Genomic DNA, 22793 nt, shown 5'->3' with positions numbered 1-22793 from the left:
AAACCTTTACTCACTCTCCTGTTGAATAGAGGTGCTTCGCTGGCGCTCCTGTGAAGGCGTACGTGAAAAATGACGACGATAGGCTTCAGTTAATCTCGGGGGATTCATAAACCCACAGGTCGTGGCAATTCGACTCACGGGGATATCCGTTGTGCGCAACAACTCTTGCGCTTTGAGCAGACGATATAATTGCTGAAATTTCTCCGGCGTTTTTCCTGTCATCTCATGGAAGAAGCGGTACAGCGTGCGCAGCGCAATACCCCCCTCTTCGCAAACCCCTTTCCAGTTAATCTCTTGGGCATAATTCTGTCGAATATGATCCAACAGATACACTTTGCCTTTCGCTACCGGGGCTGGCATTTTACTGGTCTGATTTCCCTCACACAAAACCGTCAGGATCTGCAAAAGTGATGATTCGGTACTGGAAAAATAGCAACTATCAAAAACATCATCCCGCCGACTGCTGATACTTTCAGCCAGTGTGATAATATTGTTTAACGATGATTCTGACAGGGACTGATAGCGAATAGTGAACGGACGGGTATCATCGCTGATCGTCTGAATCATCCCCTCAATATTCTTAATATAATTAAATGGGCGTTCCCGATGAATTAATATATTAATCAGGGATAGCTCACTGGTGGCTTCGTAATAGTGAATGTCATTCGCGGTGACGTAAAAGAAATCACCTCGCCGGATCATTTCCGCGTGGTCATTCACGATATGAAAACCGCTACCGCTGCGCACAATCACCAGTTCATCAAATTCATGCCCATGAAGATCGGCCATCGCCTGATTGTTCAGCATAAACACACAAAACGCATGAGCATCGGAGGGGAAGAAATCTTCACACTGCTTAATATCGACCATGCCTACCTCACGAGAATGTGGTTATATCCTTACGTTTAATATGACTTAAATTTCCTGTGCCACATTTCCATTAAACAGCAACAAGGGTGACAAGTCATTACGCTGGAATGGCAGCCACACGTAATTCTCTGTGACCTTCCCGTCACTTTTATTCATTACTGCCGCAGGCGATTAAATCTGCAGAAATAAAAAAGGCCTATGTTTTCCATAGGCCTTTTTTCGAATGGTCAGATAAGGTCAGGCCGTTTCGGCCAGCACCAGCGACGAGACGTCATCAATCCCTTCGATGCGTTCGGTGCCGTTATAAAGGCGTGCATGCTGAAGCCCGACAAACAGGCGGTCTCCACGCTGCGGTACTTCGTCGCGCATCACCACCGTCAGCGGTTCGTCATACCAGCCGAGAGGCTGCACCACCAGCTGGGTGTAGTGCCCCTTCGGGCTCGCTTCCAGCACCTGTACCGGCAGCGGAGAATCGAGGCTGGTGCGACGGCTGACGTCGACTTCCCACGGGCGCAGGAACAAATCGACCGGGCCCTGATACGCAGGCGTGTAGCCGAGCGGCCAACGGTGCGCGCCGACGTGGAACTGCCCGCCGCGGAGGGTGCCTTTCAGGCGATTCACTTCGCCCATAAATTCAAGTACGAAACGGGTTGCAGGCTCGCGCCACACCTGTTCCGGCGCATCAACCTGCTCGATGTTCCCCTGGCTCATCACCACCACGCGGTCCGCGACTTCCATCGCCTCTTCCTGGTCGTGGGTCACGAACACGCTAGTGAATTTCAGCTCTTCGTGGAGCTGACGCAGCCAACGGCGCAGCTCTTTACGCACCTGTGCGTCCAGCGCGCCAAAAGGTTCATCGAGCAGCAGAATTTGTGGTTCAACCGCCAGCGCACGGGCCAGCGCCACGCGCTGCTTTTGCCCGCCGGACAGCTGCGCCGGGAAACGGTCGGCCAGATGCGCCAGCTGTACCATTTCCAGCAACTTGGTTACTTTCGCTTTGATTTGCGCCGCATTCGGGCGCTCACGACGCGGAAGCACCGTCAGGCCAAACGCGATGTTGTCGAACACGGTCATGTGACGGAACAGCGCGTAGTGCTGGAACACGAAACCGACCTTACGGTCACGGGCATGAAGACGGCTCACGTCCGTACCCTGGAAGCGAATCTGCCCGCTGCTCTGATGTTCGAGTCCGGCAATAATCCGCAACAGCGTCGTTTTACCCGAACCGGACGGTCCCAGCAGCGCGACCATCTGTCCAGACGGAATATCCAGGGAGATATCATTCAGCACCTGAGTGCGTCCAAACGATTTCTTAATGCTGGCAATTTCAATGCTCATGATGCGTCTCCTGATGCGCGCGTTTTTCCTGATTCTCCAGGCGCCACTGCACCACACTCTTCAAAAACAGGGTCACAATAGCCATTAACGTCAGCAGAGCCGCGGCGGTGAACGAACCGACGGTGTTGTAATCCTGCTGGAGTAATTCAATTTGCAGCGGCAGCGACAGCGTTTCACCGCGAATAGAACCAGATACGACGGACACCGCACCAAACTCGCCAATCGCACGGGCGTTAGTCAGCACCACGCCGTACAGCAGCGCCCAACGGATGTTCGGCAGCGTTACGCGGCGGAACATCTGCCAGCCAGACGCACCGAGCAGGATCGCCGCCTCATCTTCGTGGCTGCCCTGACTCAACATGACAGGTACCAGCTCGCGCACCACGAAAGGACAGGTCACGAAAATCGTCGCCAGCACCATTCCCGGCCAGGCAAACATCACCTGCAAATTATGTTCATCGAGCCAACCGCCGAGCGGGCCGTTTGAGCCGTAGAAAAGGAGATATACCAGGCCTGCCACCACCGGCGACACCGCAAACGGGATGTCCAGCAGGGTCAGCAGCAGCTGACGGCCCGGGAAGTTAAAGCGCGTCACCAGCCAGGCCAGCAGTGTGCCGAACACCAGGTTAACCGGCACCGTTATCAGCGCAATCATCACCGTCAGCCAGATGGCGTGCAGCATGTCCGGGTCCGCCAGGTTGTGCAGCACCGGCATCAACCCTTTGCTGAATGCCTCGACGAAGATATAAATCATCGGCACCAGCAGAATGAAGGCGGACACCAGAATGCCGGTACCTATCAGAAACCATTTTCCCCAGTTGATGCGGGGTGCGTCATAGCGTTTCAATTGCGTAACTTCTGCCATTAGTGACCTACCACACGTCGACCAAAGCGACTCTGCAAGGTGTTGATGGAGAACAGCAGCAGCAGCGACGCGCCGAGGATAACGGACGCAATCGCGCTCGCCGCCGGATAATCAAACTCCTGCAGGCGCACAAAAATCATCAGCGACGTCACTTCTGTTTTCCAGGCGATGTTCCCGGCGATGAAAATCACCGCTCCGAACTCGCCCAGACTGCGGGTAAAGGACAGCGCCACGCCCGCCAGCAACGCCGGAGAAAGCTCCGGGAGTACCACTTTGCAGAAGCTCTGAATGCGTGTTGCACCCAATGTTTCTGCGGCTTCTTCGTATTCCGGCCCCAGTTCTTCCAGCACCGGCTGGACGGTACGCACCACAAACGGAATGCTGGTGAACGCCATCGCCACGGCAATGCCGAGCCAGGTATAGGTCACTTTTATATCAAACTTCGCCAGCCACTCACCGTAGAAACCGTTGACGGAAAACAGCGATGCGAGGGTTAAACCCGCCACCGCCGTCGGCAGTGCGAACGGTAAATCCATCAGCGCATCGAGCAACGTGCGGCCCGGGAAACGATAGCGCGTCAGGATCCACGCCATCAGCAGGCCGAATACGCCGTTAAAAATCGAGGCCACAAATGCCGACAGCAGCGTCACTTTATAGGCCGCCACCACCTGAGGATTGGTGATGACTTCCCAGTATTGCGCCCAGCTCATTTGCGCCAGCTGCATCACCAGCGCGCTGAGTGGCAGCAGCAAAATCAGGCATACAAACAGCAGACTGGTGCCGAGGCTTAAGGTGAAGCCCGGCAGCACGCGTCTGGAAGAAACAGCAAACATTACTTATGCCCCGCCGCTAATAGCTTATCCAGCTCGCCACCGCTGGCGAAATGGGTTTTCATCACATTCGGCCAGGAGCCGAACTGGTCTTCCACGCGGAACAGGTCAGTCTGCGGGAATTTGTCTTTCAGCTTATCCATCACCGCCGGATTGTTCACGCGGTAGTAGTAATCAGTGATGATAGTTTGCGCCTGCGGGCTGTACAGCCAGGTCAGATACGCCTTCGCCGCTTTTTCCGTGCCATTGGCTTTCACGTTTTTGTCGACCCACGTCACCGGGAATTCGGCCAGAATATTGGTTTTCGGTACCACGACTTCGAAGCCCTGGTCTGCGTACTGTTTGCGGATGTTGTTCACTTCGGATTCGAAGGTGATCAGCACGTCGCCCAACCCGCGTTCAACGAAGGTGGTCGTCGCGCCGCGCCCGCCGGTATCAAACACCTGAACGTTTTTCAGGAACTGAGTCATGAACTGTTCGGTTTTGGCGTTATCATTTCCGTCGGCTTTAGCCGCTGCCCCCCAGGCTGCCAGATAGGTATAACGCCCATTGCCGGAGGTTTTCGGGTTCGGAAATACCAGCTGTACGTCCGGGCGCACCAGGTCATTCCAGCTATGAATATTCTTCGGGTTGCCCTTACGCACCAGGAACGCCATGGTCGAATAGAACGGAGAACTGTTATTCGGCAAACGGCTCTGCCAGTTCGCCGGGATCAAATTGCCTTTGTCATTCAGGATCTGCACGTCCGTCACCTGATTGTAGGTCACCACATCGGCCTTCAGACCCTGCAAAATCGCCAGCGCCTGTTTGGAAGAACCGGCGTGAGATTGCTTAATGTTGAGCTTGTCACCGCCATTGTCCTTCGCCCACTGTTGTTCAAACGGGGGATTCAGGGCAGCAAACAGCTCGCGGGAAACATCATAGGAACTATTCAGCAACTCGGTTGCCTGTGCCTGAGCCGCCAGCAGCAAGGCTCCCAGCACCAGCGTTCCTTTTTTCAGTGATTTAACGGCCATTGCGCACCCTTATAAATGTGATGACTATCGACTGTCATAATATTTATAACGAGGATGAAAGCAGTAACGGTTTTATATACCGTTTGGTGCTTTGGAAGTTGAAAACAGAATAAGGGTTTTTCGGCGTTCATCAGCCAGCCAATTTGGTACACTCGACGAAACCCGCAATGAGGATGAACTGATGCGCCAAAGGACGATTGTCTGCCCGATTATTCAGAATAACGGTGAGTACCTGCTGTGCAAAATGGCCGATGACCGCGGCGTATTTCCCGGCCAGTGGGCGCTTTCGGGTGGGGGTATGGAGCCCGGTGAAACAATGGAGCAGGCGCTGCTGCGCGAAATAGGCGAAGAGCTGGGCGAAAAGCTGCGCATCGAGAAAATCATCCCGTGGCATTTCCGCGACGACACCCGCATCAAAACCTACGCCGACGGCAGCAAAGAACAGATTTACATGATTTACCTGATGTTCGACTGCATCAGTGCCAATCGTGAAGTGACGTTTAACGAGGAGTTTCAGGAAATTGCGTGGGTCAGCCCCGACAGGCTCGGCGAGTATGATTTAAACGTCGCCACGCGCCAGACGTTTATCGATAAAGGATTGTTGTAGCGTAATTTGGAACGCCTGTAGGCGCTAGCAGGCCAGACCTACAGGGTCCCCGGCCCGATAAGCAAAGCGCCATCGGGCCTAACGATTAAAGTGTCTGTAATTTATCCAGCGACGGCGCGAAGTAGTAGCCACCGGTCACCGGTTTGGTGAACCGCAGCATCGCATCGCGCTTCCCGTCGGTATCGCCGAACATGCTCAGCAGCTGCTGTTCGATGTTGTACAGACGTGCGCAGTAGGCGCAGAAGTATAAGCCGTGCGTGCCGCTGGCGGTGCCGTACGGCAGGCTCTGACGAACGATTTTCAGGCCTTTACCGTTCTCTTTCAGGTCAACGCGCGTCAGGTGCGAGGTTTCCGGGCGATCGTCGCCGTCGATCTCTTCATTGGCTTCTTTGGTCCGCCCAATCATCATTTCCTGATCCGCAATACTCATCCGGTTCAGCTGCTTGAGATTGTGTTCCCAGCGTTGGACAAACACGTAGCTGCCGCCCGCATCCGCACCGTCGGCAATCACCGCCACGTCACGACGCGTTTCTTCACCCGCCGGGTTTTCAGTCCCGTCAACGAAACCACTGAGGTCGCGCTCTTCGACCCAACGGAAACCGTGTACTTCGTCTTTCACTTCGATGGCGTCGCCAAAGGCTTCCAGCGCCGCCTGCGCGACGGAGAAGTTCACGTCATGACGCAGAGAGAGAATGTGGAACAGCACATCGTATTGCGTCGCGGGTGCGAGGCCTTTGCCGTAGGGAGTGAAATCTTTCAGCTCTTCAGCACCCACGCCGCCGCTCAGGCTACGCCAGGTATCGTGACCAAATGCCACCACTGCGCCGAGATGGGCGTCGGGGAATTTAGCTTTAAAGGTTGCCAGCTTATCGGCAAAAACCCGGCTGCATTCACGCAGGGCGTTGACGTCCCCTTTGACATTGGCTTCAATCCAAATCGCCGCCCGGCAATGTTCCGGCAAAATGCCGCTCTGAACCTGAGACATCGCTGCTTCTCCTGAAAAGCTGAAAAAAGATGCCACGAACTCGTGGCATTATTGATGGCGGACATTATACCCGCATTTTTCAGGCGCCGGCTTGTTCAGACGCAAATTAACGGCGCCAGATAATCTTGCTGACTTTCCAGAATTTCAGGGAGTCATCCGGCGGCATCAGTTCCTGCGGGCCACCCCAGCTGCCGCTAAAGATATAGCTGATATGCTGGCTATCTTTGACTTTACACTCGACGTTGGCGCTGTCCTCACCGCTGGCTTTTTCACAGTTGCCAAACGCTTTACTGTACACCTCGCTGAACGGCGTACCGATTTTTGCACCATCGGCTACCGGGATGTCACTGTCCATGACGTCAATCCGGCTGATACTTCCGCCCTCGCCATTCACCACTAGCGCGACCTTGTCGTCTTTCAGTGCTTCGAAATATTTAACGATGGTGCCCTTGTCGGTTTTCATGCCGCTACGCACGCGGTAATCACCGTCGAGTGCATCGTTGATGGCCTCTTCATCCAGCGGTGTGGAGGCGGTCAAATCACCGACGCCCTGCTCCGTCACTTCCGTTGAGGAACCAAACCAGTTCCACGGATACGCCGCCGACCAGTGCACAGAATTAAAGCCATTACTGACGGTGGCACAGCCGGTTAAGGCCAGGGGCAGCGCGCAGAGCAATAAACGCATTGATTTCATTCGAGGATCCTTTGTATGTCAACACAACGCCTGTTGGAGTCCAGAATGGCAAAAAAGTGCCATTAATCCTCGTGCGGGGAAAAACAGGCGCGTAAACGGCGGTTGCTAAGCAGCCACCAGAGAGCAAAACCGTCCACAATGACCAGCGCCAGACCCATACCGCTTAGCGGTTCGCCCTGCCACCACAGCAGCGGCTGCCAGAATAACAACACCAGTTGCGCGAGAATAAGTATCCAGCGCATCAGCGGCCACAGATGTGGGAGCTGGTGTCGTCGTCCGCTCAGGAGAAAGGCGAGCACCGCAGGCACGCCGGGCAGCAGACTAATCCAGAAATTATCGTGATCGGGATAAAACAGGTCCAGCAGCGTCCCGCCCTGCTGACGCGACGCCCCGGCCATCACAAACACCACCCAGGTTCGCGCCTGTAATAACAGGACACACCAAAATACAAAAGGCAGCCGGAGCCGCCCATGACCATCGTATGCCGACGGCAAAAAATCAGTATTCTTCATCTTCAATCAAACGCTTCCCGAGCACGACCACATCCGCATGCTCATAGCCCAGGCGCTCGTACATGCCCTGCACCATATCGTTATCTTCACGGACCATTATCTGTAATTTCGGGCAGCCGCGGGCAATCAGTTTTTTCTCGAGGCGATTCAGCAGCGCATTGGCGATGCCGCGCCCGCGATATTCCGGATGCACACCAAGATAATACGCCGAACCGCGGTGGCCGTCGTAGCCGCCCATCACGGTGCCGACCACTTCACCATTCACTTCCGCCACCAAAAACAGGCTAACGTCATGGTTTAGCTTACGTTCGATATCCATTTCCGGGTCATTCCATGGGCGTAGCAGGTCACAGCGCTCCCAGAGCGTAATAACCTCTTCGAAATCGGACTGGCGAAAAACGCGTATCTCCATGGTATTGCCCATCTTTTCAGGTTTAAAAACAGTGATTATGGCGCGAACGTCCTAATTATCCAATATCTGACGAATAACGGTCAAAAAAATGGCATAATGTTGCATTGTCACGTATTGAAATGAAAAGTAAAACAATTCTCACCCCAGATTGTCGTAACGGAAAACACGATACGATATAACACATGGAATATTTATTTTTACAAATCGGGCCGCATGAGCACTTTTAAACCCCTAAAGACACTCGCATCTCGCCGCCAGGTGCTAAAAGCCGGACTGGCCGCGCTGACGCTATCCGGCATGTCAAACGCTATCGCCAAAGATGGGACGTTGAAAACCAGCAATGGTCACAGTAAACCCGCGACGAAAAAATCCGGCGCTCGTCGCGTCGTGATGCTCGACCCGGGTCACGGTGGCATTGACACGGGCGCCATCGGGCACGGCGGTTCGAAAGAAAAACACGTGGTGCTGGCGATAGCCAAAAACGTGCGTTCCATTCTGCGCAGTCACGGTATTGATGCCCACCTGACGCGCACCGGCGACACCTTTATTCCCCTGTATGACCGCGTGGAAATCGCCCATAAGCACGGGGCGGATCTGTTTATGTCGATCCACGCCGACGGTTTCACCAACCCGAGCGCCGCCGGAGCATCGGTGTTTGCCCTGTCCAATCGCGGAGCCAGTAGCGCCATGGCGAAATACCTTTCCGATAAGGAAAACGCCGCCGATGAGCTGGCAGGTAAAAAAGCGATGGATAAAGATCACCTGTTACAGCAGGTGCTGTTCGATCTGGTGCAAACTGACACGATTAAGAACAGTTTGACGCTCGGCTCGCACATTTTGAAGCAGATTAAACCGGTGCATCGCCTGCACAGCCGCAGCACTGAACAGGCCGCATTTGTGGTGCTGAAGTCACCGTCAATTCCGTCCGTGCTGGTTGAAACCTCGTTTATCACCAACCCGGGTGAAGAGAAGCTGCTGGGCACCACCGCGTTTCGTCAGAAAATCGCCAACGCGATAGCTTCGGGTATTATCAGTTATTTCAGCTGGTTCGATAACCAGAAAGCACACGTGAAGAGACGTTAATGAAACCGGATGCCGCACAGGTAAAAGCTTTTTTACTGACGCTCCAGGATCGCATCTGCCAGCAACTTGCGGCGGTCGATGGCAGCGCGTTTGTTGAAGATAACTGGCAGCGTGATGCGGGCGGCGGTGGGCGTAGCCGCGTGCTGCGTGACGGCGGCGTATTCGAACAAGCGGGCGTGAATTTCTCTCACGTTTACGGCGATGCAATGCCTGCGTCAGCGACGGCGCACCGCCCGGAGCTCGCGGGTCGTCGTTTTGAAGCGATGGGCGTTTCGCTGGTGGTTCATCCCCGCAATCCTTTTGTGCCCACCAGCCACGCCAACGTGCGGTTTTTCATCGCTGAAAAACCGGGCGCCGATCCAGTGTGGTGGTTTGGCGGCGGTTTTGATTTAACGCCGTACTACGGTTTTGAGGAAGACGCCGTGCACTGGCACACCGTCGCCCGGGACCTGTGCCAGCCGTTCGGCGACGACGTGTATCCGCGCTACAAAAAATGGTGCGACGATTACTTCTACCTCAAGCACCGCAACGAACAGCGCGGCATCGGCGGCCTGTTCTTTGACGACCTGAATACGCCAGATTTCGACCCGTGCTTTGCGTTTATGCAAGCCGTAGGCGACGGGTATACCGAAGCCTATCTGCCGATTGTCGAACACCGCAAAGCGCTGGTTTACGGCGAGCGCGAGCGCGACTTCCAGCTTTATCGCCGGGGACGGTACGTGGAATTCAATCTGGTATGGGATCGCGGCACGCTGTTTGGTTTACAGACTGGCGGGCGTACGGAATCGATTCTGATGTCGATGCCGCCGCTGGTGCGCTGGGAATACAACTACCAGCCAGAAAAAGGCAGCCCTGAGGCTGCCTTGAATGAGTTTATAAAAGTCAGAGACTGGATTTAGTTCCCCTCATCCCGCCTAACCGGGCTTACGCAAAGTGAAATCACAGCGGCTCGGTCTGTGCCTCAACCACCGCCAGCGCGACCATATTGACGATACGACGCACCGACGCGATCGGCGTCAGAATATGCACCGGTTTCGCCACACCCATCAGTACCGGTCCGACGGTCACCCCTTCCGAGCACGACACGCGCAACAGGTTGTAGCTGATACGCGCCGCTTCCATATTCGGCATCACCAGAATATTCGCTGCGCCTTTCAGTGGGCTATCCGGCATACGATCGTGGCGGATACTTTCCACCAGCGCGGCGTCGCCGTGCATTTCACCGTCAATCATCAACTCTGGCGCACTGGCGCGCACCAGGTCGAGGGTCTGGCGCATTTTGGTCGCCGCTGCACAGTTGGACGAACCAAAGTTCGAATGCGACAGCAGCGCCACACGCGGTTCAATCCCGAAACGACGCACGGTTTCAGCCGCCATCAACGTGATTTCGGCCAACTGTTCCGGCGTCGGATCGTCATTTACGTAGGTATCAGCAATAAAGGTGTTGCCGCTAGGCAGCAGCAGCGCGTTCATCGCCCCGGCGGTATGCACGCCGTCGCGATAGCCGAACAGTTGCTGAATCACGCTAAAGTGCTCGTGATAATCACCGATAGTCCCGCAAATCAGCGCGTCCGCTTCGCCGCGCTGAACCATGATCGCACCAATCACCGTGGTGTTGCTGATGACATGACGCTGCGCCTGCTCCTGGGTAATCCCGCGGCGCTTCATGATGTTGTAGTACTCCATCCAGTACTCTTTAAAGCGCGGATCTGATTCGTTATTCACAATATCGAAATCGACGCCCGGCTTCATTTGCAGCCCCAACTTCTGCAGGCGCATTTCAATCACGTTCGGGCGACCAATCAGAATCGGCTTCGCGAGACCCAGGGTGATTAACTCCTGAGTCGCATGCAGTACGCGGGTGTCTTCCCCTTCCGCCAGCACAACGCGTTTCGGCTCTTTTCGCGCCTGAGAGAAAATTGGCTTCATGAACAGGTTGGTTTTGTAGACGAACTCGCTCAGCTTCTCTTCGTAGGCGGCAAAATCTGCAATCGGACGCGTCGCCACGCCGGAATCCATCGCCGCTTTGGCCACCGCCGGTGCTATCTTGACGATCAAACGTGGGTCGAACGGTTTTGGAATGATGTATTCCGGGCCGAAGCTCAGATCCTGATCGCCATACGCCGATGCCACCACTTCGCTCTGCTCGGCATGCGCCAGTTCGGCAATGGCGTGAACCGCTGCCAGCTTCATCTCTTCGTTGATCGCGGTGGCACCCACGTCCAGCGCACCGCGGAAGATGAACGGGAAGCACAGCACGTTGTTCACCTGGTTCGGGTAATCGGAACGGCCGGTGCAGATGATCGCGTCCGGGCGCACTTCTTTCGCCAGCGGCGGCAGGATCTCCGGCTCCGGGTTTGCCAGGGCAAGGATCATCGGCGCCCGCGCCATTTTCTTGACCATCTCCTGGGTCAGCACTTTCGGGCCTGAACAACCGAGGAAGATATCCGCGCCGTCAATTACGTCATCCAGCGTGCGCTTGCCGTCGTCATCCACCGCATACGCGGCTTTGGTTTCCGCCATATTGGGTTCGCGGTCTTTGTAGATAACGCCTTTGGAATCGCAAACCACGATATTGTGCTTCTGCATCCCCAGCACCACCAGCAGGTTCATACAAGCGATTGCCGCCGCACCCGCACCGGACACCACCATCCGCACGTCGGAGAGGTTTTTCTCTACCACGCGCAAACCATTAAGAATAGCGGCGGTGCTGATAATCGCCGTGCCGTGCTGGTCATCGTGGAAGACCGGGATTTTCATCCGCTCGCGCAGCTTCTGTTCAATGTAGAAGCACTCTGGCGCTTTAATGTCTTCAAGGTTGATGCCGCCGAATGTCGGCTCCAGCGCAGCGACCACATCAATCAGCTTGTCTGGATCGAGCTCGTCGATTTCGATATCGAAGACGTCAATCCCGGCAAATTTTTTGAACAGCACCCCTTTCCCTTCCATGACGGGCTTACCGGCCAACGCGCCAATATTGCCGAGGCCCAGCACCGCGGTCCCGTTCGAAACCACCGCCACCAGATTGCCACGGGCGGTGTATTTAAATGCCGCCAGCGGGTCTTTTTCGATTTCGAGGCACGGGGCGGCCACGCCCGGTGAATAGGCCAGCGCCAGATCGCGCTGCGTAGCGAGTGGCTTGGTCGGAGAAACCTGAATTTTACCTGGAGTTGGGAATTCGTGGAAATCGAGGGCGCTTTGTTTTAACTGGTCATCCATTTTAGATTCCTTTTACGTCACAGAATTAGGAGATATGTGTTCCCGGTGCTAACCCGTGAGTATCCCCTTTCGCGGTCTCGTAAACTTTGAAGGCTGCCATACTCTCGTCATCAAAACGCAATTTTGTTATTAATTTTTAACACTCCTGTTAAGCAGTGTCGTAAACCAAGGCGAGCCCGTCTGCTATGCTTTTGAGTTAGGCATGACCTGAATTCCCCCAAAGTGCGAGCGAGAGCCTTCGTATAACACTTTGCTTTTTAAGGAGTCTCTTTTCATGAACCAGCTAGACGGTATCAAGAAGTTCACCACGGTGGTCGCCGACAGCGGCGATATCGAATCCATCCGCCATTATCAGCCGGAAGATGCCACCACCAACCCTTCCCTGTTGCTGAAAGCCGCAGGCCTCGAACACTACACACATCTGATTGACGACGCGGTGGCGTTTGCCAAAAAACAGGGCAGCAGCCGCGAACAGCAGGTTATCGACGCCTGCGACAAACTGGCGGTCAATTTCGGTGCAGAAATTCTGAAAAGTATCCCTGGACGCGTTTCTACCGAAGTGGACGCCCGGCTGTCGTTTGATAAAGACAAAAGCATCGCCAAAGCGCGGCATTTGGTGCAGCTGTATGGCGATCAGGGCATCGATAAATCCCGAATTCTGATCAAATTAGCGTCGACCTGGGAAGGCATCCGCGCCGCTGAGGTGCTGGAGAAAGAAGGCATTCACTGCAATCTGACGCTGCTGTTTTCCTTCGCTCAGGCCCGCGCCTGCGCCGAAGCGGGCGTGTTCCTGATTTCTCCGTTCGTCGGGCGTATTTACGACTGGTATCAGCAACGCGAGCCGATGGACCCGTACGTTGTGGAAGAAGATCCGGGCGTGAAGTCGGTGCGTAATATCTACGATTACTTCAAACAGCACCGCTACAACACGGTAGTGATGGGCGCAAGTTTCCGCCGCACGGAGCAAATTCTGGCGCTGGCTGGCTGTGACCGCTTGACCATCGCCCCGCCGCTGCTGAAAGAGCTGCAGGAAAAAGACGACACGGTTACCCGAAAACTCATTCCGGCCGCGCAATTCTTCAACCGCCCGGACCCGCTCACCGAAGCGCAATTCCGCTGGGAGCATAATCAGGACCCAATGGCGGTGGACAAACTGGCGGAAGGTATTCGCCTGTTCGCCGTTGATCAGCGCAAGCTGGAAGACTTACTCGCCGCCAAACTGTAACTTTTGCCACGGAGAATGCTATGTCCCGAAGAGAGCTAGCCAACGCAATCCGCGCCCTGAGTATGGACGCTGTGCAGAAAGCCAATTCCGGCCACCCGGGTGCCCCGATGGGGATGGCGGATATTGCCGAAGTTCTGTGGAATGATTTCCTCAAGCACAACCCGTCCGACCCGCACTGGTACGATCGAGACCGCTTTATTTTATCCAACGGCCACGCCTCGATGCTGCAATACAGCCTGCTGCACCTGACCGGTTACGACCTGCCGATGGAGGAGCTGAAAAACTTCCGCCAGCTGCATTCCAAAACCCCGGGACACCCGGAACTGGGCTACACGCCGGGCATCGAAACCACCACCGGCCCGCTCGGTCAGGGATTGGCAAACGCCGTCGGGATGGCGATTTCCGAACGCACACTGGCGGCGCAGTTTAACCAACCGGAGCACGACATCGTCGATCACTATACCTATGTGTTTATGGGCGACGGCTGTCTGATGGAAGGCATTTCGCACGAGGCCTGCTCGCTGGCCGGAACGTTGGGCCTCGGCAAACTTATCGGCTTTTACGATCACAACGGCATCTCGATTGATGGCCATACCGAAGGCTGGTTTACCGATGACACCGCCAAACGGTTCGAGGCCTATCACTGGCACGTGGTGCATGAAATCGACGGGCACGACCCGGAGGCGGTGAAAAAAGCGATCATCGAAGCGCAAAGCGTGAAGGACAAACCGTCACTGATTATCTGCAGGACGGTGATTGGTTTTGGCTCGCCAAATAAAGCCGGGAAAGAGGAGTCGCACGGCTCGGCGCTCGGCGAAGAAGAAGTGGCGCTGGCGCGCAAACAGTTAGGCTGGAAGTACCCGGCGTTTGAAATTCCGAAAGCGATTTATCAGGGCTGGGACGCACGCGAGAAAGGTGAAAAAGCCCAGCACAGCTGGAATGACAAACTTGCGGCGTATAAAAAGGCACATCCAGATCTGGCTGCTGAATTCGAGCGCCGCATGAGTGGCAAACTGCCGGATAACTGGCAGAGCATTACCCAAAAGTATATTGAGACGTTGCAGTCGGAACCAGCGAAAATCGCCACCCGTAAGGCGTCGCAAAACACGCTTAACGTTTATGGCCCGTATCTGAAAGAGCTGTTAGGCGGTTCGGCTGACCTTGCGCCGAGTAACCTGACCATCTGGAAAGAATCGGTTTCACTAAAAGAGGATCCGGCCGGAAACTACATTCACTACGGCGTGCGCGAATTTGGTATGACCGCCATCGCCAACGGTATCGCCCATCACGGCGGCTTCTTGCCCTACACCGCGACCTTCCTGATGTTCGTGGAATACGCCCGCAACGCCGCGCGTATGGCGGCGCTGATGAAGGCGCGACAAATCATGGTATACACCCATGACTCTATCGGCCTTGGGGAAGACGGTCCGACGCACCAGGCGGTTGAACAGCTTGCCAGTCTGCGCCTGACGCCAAACTTCAGCACCTGGCGTCCTTGCGATCAAGTGGAAACGGCGGTGGCGTGGAAAGCAGCCATTGAACGCCACGACGGCCCAACGGCGTTGATCTTGTCGCGACAGAATCTGGCACAAATCGAACGCTCGCCGGACCAGGTGAAAGCCATTGCCCGCGGCGGCTATGTGCTGAAAGACTCGGGCGGCAAGCCGGACCTTATCCTGATTGCGACGGGGTCAGAACTGGAAATCACCGTGCTGGCGGCGGAAAAACTGGTGGCTGATGGGCATAGCGTGCGGGTGGTTTCCCTGCCCTCTACCGATGTATTTGATAAGCAGGATGAGGCGTATCGTGAATCCGTATTGCCGTCGGACGTCTCCGCTCGCGTGGCGGTGGAAGCCGGGATTGCGGATTACTGGTACAAATACGTGGGCCTGAAAGGGGCGATTGTCGGCATGACCACCTATGGCGAATCAGCGCCCGCCGAGAAGCTGTTCCCGTTCTTTGGCTTTACGGTGGAGAATGTTGTCGAGAACGCGAAGAAGGTTATGAGTAAGTAGTGAAAATGCCCGATGGCGCAAGCTTATCGGGCCTACGGTTTTGTAGGCCTGATAAGACGCGAAGCGTCGCCATCAGGCAATAAACTACCTTGTTATCCATAATGTGGGCCATGCATCTGGCCCCTGCCAGTTATCGCAGGCCGGTTGTCCGGCATAGCGCACCAGCCGAAAGCGCTGGCCGTCATAACGCCAGCGCGTTTGTACGCCGCAGTCGCCCTGACCGCGCCCCTTATCCAGCGTCTCCAGCTCACGCGTTTTGTCATTGAAGGTCAAATTGACCAGTTCGATGTCACGCTCGTCACTTTCCGGCGGCAGGAACGGCAGGCGCAGCCTTATAGACTGTGCGACAAAAGGTTTCTGTCGCGAGACAAGCCATGCCCGGTAAATGGTGTTGTAGGCCCCCGATTCACAGGTCAGCATCAGCAGCGCTTTATCGTCGGTGAGTGGCGTAACCCACACTTCGCGGCGCAGGGGATCCAATGAGCACTGGCTGTTATTCATGCGCCAGGTACCGTAATCGAGCAGATCGTTAAACTCTTCGTGGCTGAACGGCGTCGGCGTCGGATTCACTTTTTTCACCGTTTTCAGTGCCGGTGCAGGCGGCACGCTCAGCGGTGGCTCATCGCCCTTGCCAATCCACGCAGTTTCACTCCCGACGCGCTTTTGCTGATCGTCAATAAACAGCAGCGCCGCTTTCAGCCCCTGCAAAGAGATGCTCTGCGTGCCTTTTTCAAGCGTCAGCGTCTGTCCATCCTGAATATGCTGGAGGAAAGTGTTGATGGTTGGACTGTCGCCAGTGCTGAGATGCCACGGCGTAATCTGCCAGTGTTCACCGGCCAGCGTTAACGGCGAGCCGTCCAGCAGCAAACGTGGGGCGATAGGGGGAATTTTGGGCAGTTGGTTTTCCGGGCCGCCCAGCTCGATGCGCAGGGTCGAATCATTGTGCGCACCCGCACTGCGTGTCAGCGACATCACCAGCCCGTGGTGTAAGCCAATATTACGCGTTATGCAGAAATTCTGATTATTGCAGGTCACCTGCCAGTCGCTGAATTCCTGTTGCACAGGCGCCGCCCACGTCAGCGTCGACGGTAACCCGACCAGCAACAAAAGAAAAAGCAGACGAAAAGACACGAGATGACCCCAGAAGAAAAAAACGTCGATTAGTGCGGCGTATCCTCACCTGGCGACCACCTTTTACTCAATCGGATTAGTCCATTAAACCGGCGTTTTGCAGATATTGAAGCAGGATAACCGCTTTGCCGTCACGAATTTCACCGCTTTTGACCATCGCCAGCGCGCGTTCGAAAGGCATTTCCAGCACGTCGATGTCTTCATCTTCTACACCGCCGCCCGCGTTAGCACGCAGGTTGTCGTGGTATTCGGCGACAAAGAAATGCACCAGTTCGGTCACGCCGCCCGGCGACATATACAGCTCGAAGACTTTACGCACGTCGTCAACCTGATAGCCGGTTTCTTCCACCGCTTCTTTGCGAATGCAGGCTTCAGGCTCGTCGTCATCGAGCAGCCCGGCGCAGGTTTCGATTAATCTGCCGTCGGCGTTGCCGTTGACCCACGTCGCAACACGGAACTGGCGCACCAGCACCACAGTTTTCTTTTGCGGGTTGTACAGCAGAATGGTGGCTCCGTTACCGCGATCGTAGACTTCGCGTTTATGGCGCACCACTTCCCCATCCTTGCGCGTCAAATCGTAGGTGATATTGCGCAATACGAAGTAATTTTCCGACAGGACTTTGTCTTTGATGATTTCGATATTGAATGACATTTCGGCTCCACAGCGTCAGAATTCGCCATCAAGTCTACCCGTCATAGCTTACTTTGTCGTTACGCATGTTTACATGCAGTTATGTATGCTTATGCATGAAAGCGGCATGATAATTTACACTATCTCCTTAATTTCTCCACGTTTCGTTCAGGCCTTGCCGCTACAGTGTTCAAAGCCTGTAATAACAAAAAAATACGTGTAATGAGGTCCTGATTCCGATGGCGAATTTCTTTATTGATCGCCCCATTTTTGCCTGGGTACTGGCCATCCTGTTGTGTCTGACAGGGACGCTGGCGATTTTATCACTGCCTGTTGAGCAATATCCCGATTTAGCACCGCCGAACGTGCGTATCACCGCCAACTATCCGGGGGCATCTGCACAAACGCTGGAAAATACGGTGACCCAGGTTATCGAGCAGAATATGACCGGGCTCGATAACATGATGTACATGTCTTCCCAGAGCAGCGCTGCCGGGCAAGCAACCGTGACCATCACCTTTACTGCCGGAACGGACCCGAACGAAGCGATGCAGCAGGTGCAAAACCAGCTGCAGTCGGCGCTGAAAAAACTGCCGCAGGCGGTGCAGGATCAGGGCGTGACCGTGCGTAAAACCGGGGATACTAACATTCTGACCATCGCCTTCGTCTCGACGGACGGCAGCATGGATAAGCAGGATATCGCTGACTATGTTGCCAGTAACGTGCAGGAGCCGCTAAGCCGTGTGAACGGCGTGGGCGATATCACCGCCTACGGTTCACAGTATTCCATGCGTATCTGGCTCGATCCGGCAAAGCTCAACAGCTACCAGCTGACCACCCAGGATGTAACCGACGCGATCGGCTCACAGAACGCACAGGTGGCGGTCGGCCAGTTAGGCGGTACGCCGTCAGTCGATAAACAGGCGTTGAACGCCACGGTCAATGCGCAATCACTGTTACAAACGCCGCAACAATTCCGCGATATCACCCTACGCGTGAATAAAGATGGCTCACTGGTCACGCTGGGCGATGTCGCCAAAGTCGAACTGGGTGCAGAAAACTACGATTATCTGAGCCGCTATAACCGCAAACCAGCATCCGGCCTGGGGGTTCAGCTCGCCTCTGGCGCTAACGAAATGGAAACCGCCGAAGCGACGCTAACGCGACTCGATGAGCTATCGCATTACTTCCCACACGGGCTGGAATACAAAATTGCCTACGAGACCACCTCGTTCGTGAAAGCGTCTATCCATGACGTGGTGAAAACGCTGCTGGAAGCCATCGCGCTGGTGTTCCTCGTGATGTACCTGTTCCTGCAAAACTTCCGCGCGACGCTGATCCCGACTATCGCCGTGCCGGTGGTATTGATGGGTACCTTCGCTATTTTGTTCTCCTTCGGCTATTCGATAAACACCCTGACGATGTTCGCCATGGTGCTGGCCATCGGCCTGCTGGTGGATGATGCCATCGTGGTGGTGGAAAACGTCGAGCGCATCATGAGCTCCGAAGGGCTTTCACCCCGAGAAGCAACGCGCAAATCGATGGGGCAAATTCAGGGTGCGCTGGTCGGTATCGCGATGGTTCTGTCAGCGGTGTTTATCCCGATGGCCTTCTTCGGCGGCACCACGGGGGCGATTTACCGTCAGTTCTCTGTGACTATCGTTTCGGCAATGGTACTGTCGGTGCTGGTCGCGATGATCCTCACCCCAGCCCTGTGCGCCACGCTGTTGAAGCCGCTGCATAAGGGCGAACAGCACGGCCAGAAAGGTTTCTTCGGCTGGTTTAACCGGATGTTCGATAAAAGCGCCAAACGCTATGAAACGCGCGTCGGGAAAATTCTGCATCGCAGCGTGCGCTGGATCCTGATTTACGTGCTGCTGCTCGGCGGCATGGTATTCCTGTTCGTTAAACTGCCGACCTCCTTCCTGCCGCAGGAAGACCGCGGCATGTTCCTGACCTCCATCCAGTTGCCAAGCGGCTCCACCCAGCAACAAACCCTGAAAGTAGTGGAAAAGGTTGAGGACTATTTCTTCAAAAACGAGCAGGCGAACGTCGCATCGATTTTTGCCACCATCGGCTCCGGCCCTGGCGGTAACGGGCAAAACGTGGCGCGTATGTTTATCCGTCTGAAAGACTGGGACGATCGTGACACCAAAACGGGCACCTCGTTTGCCATTATCGAACGTGCCACCAAAGCGTTTAATAAAATTAACGAAGCGCGGGTGTTTGCCAATAGCCCGGCGGCAATCAGCGGTCTCGGCAGCTCAGCGGGCTTCGATATGGAGCTTCAGGACCACGCAGGCCTCGGTCATGACGCTCTGATGGCGGCGCGCGATAAGCTGCTGGATTTAGCCGGTAACGAACCAGACTTAACCCGCGTGCGCCACAACGGCCTCGACGACAGCCCGCAGCTGCAAATCGATATCGATCAGCGCAAAGCGCAGGCGCTCGGGGTGTCTATCGACGACATTAACGACACCATGCAAACGGCCTGGGGTTCGGATTACGTCAACGACTTTATGGACCGTGGCCGTACCAAGAAAGTGTACGTCCAGTCTGCTGCACCTTATCGCATGCTGCCAAACGACATTAATTACTGGTATGTCCGCAACAGCAGCGGCAGCATGGTGCCATTCTCGGCCTTTGCCACCTCACGCTGGGAAACGGGCTCGCCACGTCTGGAGCGTTACAACGGCTATTCCGCGCTGGAAATCGTCGGTGAAGCCGCACCGGGTGTGAGTACCGGCACCGCGATGCAAATCATGGAAAAACTTGTCACGCAATTGCCGACCGGGTTTGGTCTGGAGTGGACGGCGATGTCTTACCAGGAACGCCTGTCGGGTGCTCAGGCACCTGCCCTGTATGCGATTTCGCTGCTGGTGGTGTTCCTGTGTCTGGCGGCACTGTATGAGAGCTGGTCAGTGCCGTTCTCGGTGATGCTGGTGGTGCCGCTCGGCGTCTTCGGCGCCTTGCTCGCCACGTGGATGCGTGGGCTGGAAAACGACGTGTACTTCCAGGTTGGCCTTCTGACGGTTATCGGTCTCGCGGCCAAGAACGCCATTCTGATCGTCGAGTTCGCCAATGAGATGAATGAAAAAGGTCAGGACCTGCTGGCCGCTACGCTTCACGCCTGCCGCCAGCGTCTACGCCCCATTCTGATGACATCGCTGGCGTTTATCTTCGGCGTATTGCCGATGGCGACCAGCACCGGCGCGGGCTCCGGCAGCCAGCACGCGGTGGGTACCGGCGTTATCGGCGGCATGATATCCGCAACGATCCTGGCCATCTTCTTCGTGCCGCTGTTCTTCGTATTAGTGCGCCGTCGCTTCCCGCTGAAAGAGAAGCCGCAATAATCTGAACAATAAAATGCAAAAGGCGACCTCAGGTCGCCTTTTTTATCGCTTATGCGGTGCAATACAACGTTAAAACAGTTAGCGCATTACCCACAACGGAATTATTTACGAAGCATATCTTCGATAAAATCTTTCCAGTTTCCCAGTTCATGTTCGATCATAACAACCTCTCTTATTATTATCGTTAGTGTACGAAAATAGCCTGGAGTTGTGAAGATGGGATACCCCATCGCTGCGATAACTGCCCTGAGTCTCCGTATCACGGGGGCTTAACATTACTATGACTGATAGCCATTTATTTAATGTGACTTACTGCAATGTTTTGAAACAACACAACTTCCGCATGAGTTCACAATATTATGCGCTTCAGGTGAAAATCTATTCAATTATTCCGGGTTGATATTTCGCTTAGGGATAAGTAGGGTCGTATAAATATTTCGCGTATGATCCACAACCGATTTTCATTATTCGAAAAATCTGAGCGATTTACCTGTTCCAACGCAAAAGGATTAAACATGATAACGATGTACGGGATAAAAAACTGCGACACCATCAAGAAGGCACGCCGCTGGCTGGATGACCACCAGTTCGAATACCGTTTTCACGATTACCGGGCTGACGGTCTTGACCGCGCGTTACTCGACACATTTATCGCCGAACTGGGCTGGGAAGCGCTGCTGAATACGCGTGGCACTACCTGGCGCAAGCTGGATGAATCTGTCCGCGCCAGTATCACAAATGCTGATTCTGCCGCCGCATTGATGCTGGAAATGCCAGCAATCATCAAACGCCCATTGCTCTGCGCGCCCGGTCAGCCTATGCTGCTGGGTTTTAGTGATTCCAGTTACCAGACGTATAACGAGGTGTAGTGTATGTCATGCCCGGTCATTGAGCTGGCTCAGCAGCTTATTCGCCGCCCTTCCCTTAGCCCCGATGATGCGGGTTGCCAGGCGCTGATGATTGAGCGCCTGCGCGCGATTGGTTTTACCGTTGAAGCGATGGACTTCGGCGACACGCAGAATTTCTGGGCGTGGCGCGGGAAAGGTGAAACACTCGCCTTTGCCGGTCACACCGACGTGGTGCCTGCAGGCGATGCCAACCGCTGGATCAATCCGCCGTTCGAACCGACTATCCGTGACGGAATGTTGTTTGGTCGCGGTGCGGCGGATATGAAAGGCTCGCTCGCGGCGATGGTTGTCGCCGCCGAGCGTTTTGTCGCCCAGTATCCGAACCATAAAGGCCGTCTGGCGTTCTTGATAACGTCCGACGAAGAAGCCAGCGCAACACACGGCACCGTTAAGGTGGTTGAAGCGTTGATGGCACGTAACGAGCGCCTCGATTACTGCCTGGTCGGTGAACCGTCCAGTACCGAAGTCGTGGGCGACGTGGTGAAAAACGGCCGTCGCGGCTCGCTCACCTGCAACCTGACCATTCATGGCGTGCAGGGTCACGTGGCGTATCCGCATCTGGCCGATAACCCGGTCCATCGCGCAGCACCGATGCTCAATGAGCTGGTGCAGATCGAGTGGGATCAGGGCAACGAATACTTCCCACAGACCAGCATGCAGATTGCGAATATTAATGCCGGAACTGGCAGCAATAACGTCATCCCTGGCGATCTGGTGGTGCAGTTCAACTTCCGCTTCAGCACCGAACTGACCGACTCAATGATCAAAGAGCGCGTAATCGCTCTGTTGGAAAAACACCAACTGCGCTACAGCGTGGACTGGTGGCTCTCCGGGCAGCCGTTCCTCACCGGACGCGGCAAGCTGGTCGATGCGGTAGTGAACGCCATTGAGCACTATAATGAAATTAAACCGCAACTGCTGACCACTGGCGGCACCTCAGACGGACGCTTTATCGCCCGGATGGGCGCTCAGGTCGTAGAACTGGGGCCGGTAAATGCCACCATTCATAAAATCAATGAATGCGTTAACGCCGCCGACCTGCAGCTTCTCGCCCGAATGTATCAGCGGATCATGGAACAACTTGTCGCGTAGCGGCATT

At 55.1% G+C, this 22793-nt stretch carries 21 protein-coding genes; 8 read left to right on the top strand and 13 right to left on the bottom strand.

Translation table 11 applies throughout. From position 1 onward, the window contains the following. Positions 1-6 precede the first annotated feature (6 nt). The 5 genes from MUU47_RS15885 to cysP form a co-directional block, all read right to left on the bottom strand. Entirely contained in the window at positions 7-870 is an 864-nt protein-coding gene (locus MUU47_RS15885) for a helix-turn-helix domain-containing protein (RefSeq protein ID WP_258989123.1), read from the bottom strand. A gap of 237 nt (positions 871-1107) precedes the next feature. Beyond that, entirely contained in the window at positions 1108-2208 is a 1101-nt protein-coding gene (gene cysA / locus MUU47_RS15880; RefSeq protein WP_258989122.1) for a sulfate/thiosulfate ABC transporter ATP-binding protein CysA, read from the bottom strand. Continuing rightward, positions 2198-3073, bottom strand: coding sequence for a sulfate/thiosulfate ABC transporter permease CysW (gene cysW / locus MUU47_RS15875; protein ID WP_159760585.1), 876 nt, complete (start codon positions 3071-3073; stop codon positions 2198-2200). Before cysW ends, cysA begins: the two co-directional genes overlap by 11 nt. Then, positions 3073-3906 carry a sulfate/thiosulfate ABC transporter permease CysT gene (gene cysT, locus MUU47_RS15870; protein WP_159760587.1) on the bottom strand — a complete coding sequence of 278 codons (834 nt, stop codon included), beginning with the start codon at positions 3904-3906 and terminating at the stop codon, positions 3073-3075. The genes cysW and cysT overlap by 1 nt, the downstream gene beginning before the upstream one ends. Beyond that, positions 3906-4919 (bottom strand): thiosulfate ABC transporter substrate-binding protein CysP, encoded by a 1014-nt coding sequence (gene cysP, locus MUU47_RS15865; RefSeq protein WP_258989121.1) that lies wholly within the window; start codon positions 4917-4919, stop codon positions 3906-3908. The genes cysT and cysP overlap by 1 nt, the downstream gene beginning before the upstream one ends. A 181-nt stretch (positions 4920-5100) precedes the next feature. On the opposite strand from cysP, the gene nudI reads away from it, so the two are divergent. Next, positions 5101-5526: a nucleoside triphosphatase NudI gene (gene nudI / locus MUU47_RS15860; protein WP_159760591.1), complete on the top strand. Its 426-nt coding sequence runs from the start codon at positions 5101-5103 to the stop codon at positions 5524-5526. 85 nt (positions 5527-5611) lie between these two features. Here nudI and MUU47_RS15855 read toward each other — a convergent pair whose 3' ends face one another. From MUU47_RS15855 to MUU47_RS15840, 4 genes are all read right to left on the bottom strand, one after another. Then, positions 5612-6511, bottom strand: a complete 900-nt coding sequence (locus tag MUU47_RS15855; protein ID WP_258989120.1) for a Dyp-type peroxidase — start codon at positions 6509-6511, stop codon at positions 5612-5614. A 106-nt stretch (positions 6512-6617) separates the two neighbouring features. Beyond that, entirely contained in the window at positions 6618-7205 is a 588-nt protein-coding gene (locus MUU47_RS15850; RefSeq protein ID WP_258989119.1) for an RpoE-regulated lipoprotein, read from the bottom strand. A gap of 62 nt (positions 7206-7267) precedes the next feature. Next, positions 7268-7717 (bottom strand): DUF2919 domain-containing protein, encoded by a 450-nt coding sequence (locus MUU47_RS15845; RefSeq protein WP_258989118.1) that lies wholly within the window; start codon positions 7715-7717, stop codon positions 7268-7270. Then, a complete protein-coding gene (locus tag MUU47_RS15840; RefSeq protein WP_159760603.1) occupies positions 7704-8129 on the bottom strand; it encodes a GNAT family acetyltransferase in 426 nt (141 codons plus the stop codon). Before MUU47_RS15840 ends, MUU47_RS15845 begins: the two co-directional genes overlap by 14 nt. Positions 8130-8342: 213 nt before the next feature. Here MUU47_RS15840 and amiA point away from each other — a divergent pair, with 213 nt between their 5' ends. Both amiA and hemF read left to right on the top strand, forming a co-directional pair. Continuing rightward, positions 8343-9212, top strand: coding sequence for an N-acetylmuramoyl-L-alanine amidase AmiA (gene amiA / locus MUU47_RS15835; protein ID WP_258968067.1), 870 nt, complete (start codon positions 8343-8345; stop codon positions 9210-9212). After that, a complete protein-coding gene (hemF, locus tag MUU47_RS15830; RefSeq protein ID WP_258989117.1) occupies positions 9212-10111 on the top strand; it encodes an oxygen-dependent coproporphyrinogen oxidase in 900 nt (299 codons plus the stop codon). The genes amiA and hemF overlap by 1 nt, the downstream gene beginning before the upstream one ends. A 40-nt stretch (positions 10112-10151) precedes the next feature. On the opposite strand, the gene maeB is transcribed toward hemF, so the two are convergent. Then, positions 10152-12431: an NADP-dependent oxaloacetate-decarboxylating malate dehydrogenase gene (maeB, locus tag MUU47_RS15825; protein ID WP_258989116.1), complete on the bottom strand. Its 2280-nt coding sequence runs from the start codon at positions 12429-12431 to the stop codon at positions 10152-10154. A 274-nt stretch (positions 12432-12705) separates the two neighbouring features. Here maeB and tal point away from each other — a divergent pair, with 274 nt between their 5' ends. After that, complete coding sequence (tal, locus tag MUU47_RS15820; protein ID WP_258989115.1) at positions 12706-13656, top strand: transaldolase; 951 nt, start codon at positions 12706-12708, stop codon at positions 13654-13656. A gap of 20 nt (positions 13657-13676) precedes the next feature. Continuing rightward, the gene (gene tkt, locus MUU47_RS15815) at positions 13677-15671 is read left to right on the top strand and encodes a transketolase (RefSeq protein ID WP_258989113.1); all 1995 of its coding nucleotides are present in this window, start codon (positions 13677-13679) and stop codon (positions 15669-15671) included. Between the two features lie 84 nt (positions 15672-15755). On the opposite strand, the gene MUU47_RS15810 is transcribed toward tkt, so the two are convergent. Continuing rightward, complete coding sequence (locus tag MUU47_RS15810) at positions 15756-16802, bottom strand: DUF1176 domain-containing protein (protein ID WP_258989112.1); 1047 nt, start codon at positions 16800-16802, stop codon at positions 15756-15758. Positions 16803-16878: 76 nt separating this feature from the next. Further along, entirely contained in the window at positions 16879-17454 is a 576-nt protein-coding gene (gene nudK / locus MUU47_RS15805) for a GDP-mannose pyrophosphatase NudK (protein WP_258989111.1), read from the bottom strand. Between the two features lie 218 nt (positions 17455-17672). Between nudK and acrD the strand changes: the two genes are divergently transcribed. Then, positions 17673-20786: a multidrug efflux RND transporter permease AcrD gene (acrD, locus tag MUU47_RS15800; protein WP_258989110.1), complete on the top strand. Its 3114-nt coding sequence runs from the start codon at positions 17673-17675 to the stop codon at positions 20784-20786. Positions 20787-20887: 101 nt separating this feature from the next. Here acrD and ypfM read toward each other — a convergent pair whose 3' ends face one another. Further along, entirely contained in the window at positions 20888-20947 is a 60-nt protein-coding gene (ypfM, locus tag MUU47_RS15795; protein ID WP_087867655.1) for a protein YpfM, read from the bottom strand. A gap of 354 nt (positions 20948-21301) precedes the next feature. Between ypfM and MUU47_RS15790 the strand changes: the two genes are divergently transcribed. Together MUU47_RS15790 and dapE are read left to right on the top strand one after the other, a co-directional pair. Continuing rightward, positions 21302-21655, top strand: coding sequence for an ArsC family reductase (locus MUU47_RS15790; RefSeq protein ID WP_258989109.1), 354 nt, complete (start codon positions 21302-21304; stop codon positions 21653-21655). A 3-nt stretch (positions 21656-21658) separates the two neighbouring features. Beyond that, positions 21659-22786, top strand: coding sequence for a succinyl-diaminopimelate desuccinylase (gene dapE, locus MUU47_RS15785; protein ID WP_258989108.1), 1128 nt, complete (start codon positions 21659-21661; stop codon positions 22784-22786). Positions 22787-22793 lie beyond the last annotated feature (7 nt).

The organism is Scandinavium hiltneri, assembly GCF_024764835.1.
Taxonomy (GTDB): domain Bacteria; phylum Pseudomonadota; class Gammaproteobacteria; order Enterobacterales; family Enterobacteriaceae; genus Scandinavium; species Scandinavium hiltneri.
Note: the sequence above shows the minus strand (reverse complement) of the source record. Positions and strands in the feature narration are given on the sequence as shown.

Bases quoted from the DNA above. Each gene is read 5' to 3' on its own strand.
- MUU47_RS15885 (WP_258989123.1), bottom strand. From the start codon at position 870: ATGGTCGATATTAAGCAGTGTGAAGATTTCTTCCCCTCCGATGCTCAT.
- cysA (WP_258989122.1), bottom strand. From the start codon at position 2,208: ATGAGCATTGAAATTGCCAGCATTAAGAAATCGTTTGGACGCACTCAG.
- cysW (WP_159760585.1), bottom strand. From the start codon at position 3,073: ATGGCAGAAGTTACGCAATTGAAACGCTATGACGCACCCCGCATCAAC.
- cysT (WP_159760587.1), bottom strand. From the start codon at position 3,906: ATGTTTGCTGTTTCTTCCAGACGCGTGCTGCCGGGCTTCACCTTAAGC.
- cysP (WP_258989121.1), bottom strand. From the start codon at position 4,919: ATGGCCGTTAAATCACTGAAAAAAGGAACGCTGGTGCTGGGAGCCTTG.
- nudI (WP_159760591.1), top strand. From the start codon at position 5,101: ATGCGCCAAAGGACGATTGTCTGCCCGATTATTCAGAATAACGGTGAG.
- MUU47_RS15855 (WP_258989120.1), bottom strand. From the start codon at position 6,511: ATGTCTCAGGTTCAGAGCGGCATTTTGCCGGAACATTGCCGGGCGGCG.
- MUU47_RS15850 (WP_258989119.1), bottom strand. From the start codon at position 7,205: ATGAAATCAATGCGTTTATTGCTCTGCGCGCTGCCCCTGGCCTTAACC.
- MUU47_RS15845 (WP_258989118.1), bottom strand. From the start codon at position 7,717: ATGAAGAATACTGATTTTTTGCCGTCGGCATACGATGGTCATGGGCGG.
- MUU47_RS15840 (WP_159760603.1), bottom strand. From the start codon at position 8,129: ATGGAGATACGCGTTTTTCGCCAGTCCGATTTCGAAGAGGTTATTACG.
- amiA (WP_258968067.1), top strand. From the start codon at position 8,343: ATGAGCACTTTTAAACCCCTAAAGACACTCGCATCTCGCCGCCAGGTG.
- hemF (WP_258989117.1), top strand. From the start codon at position 9,212: ATGAAACCGGATGCCGCACAGGTAAAAGCTTTTTTACTGACGCTCCAG.
- maeB (WP_258989116.1), bottom strand. From the start codon at position 12,431: ATGGATGACCAGTTAAAACAAAGCGCCCTCGATTTCCACGAATTCCCA.
- tal (WP_258989115.1), top strand. From the start codon at position 12,706: ATGAACCAGCTAGACGGTATCAAGAAGTTCACCACGGTGGTCGCCGAC.
- tkt (WP_258989113.1), top strand. From the start codon at position 13,677: ATGTCCCGAAGAGAGCTAGCCAACGCAATCCGCGCCCTGAGTATGGAC.
- nudK (WP_258989111.1), bottom strand. From the start codon at position 17,454: ATGTCATTCAATATCGAAATCATCAAAGACAAAGTCCTGTCGGAAAAT.
- acrD (WP_258989110.1), top strand. From the start codon at position 17,673: ATGGCGAATTTCTTTATTGATCGCCCCATTTTTGCCTGGGTACTGGCC.
- MUU47_RS15790 (WP_258989109.1), top strand. From the start codon at position 21,302: ATGATAACGATGTACGGGATAAAAAACTGCGACACCATCAAGAAGGCA.
- dapE (WP_258989108.1), top strand. From the start codon at position 21,659: ATGTCATGCCCGGTCATTGAGCTGGCTCAGCAGCTTATTCGCCGCCCT.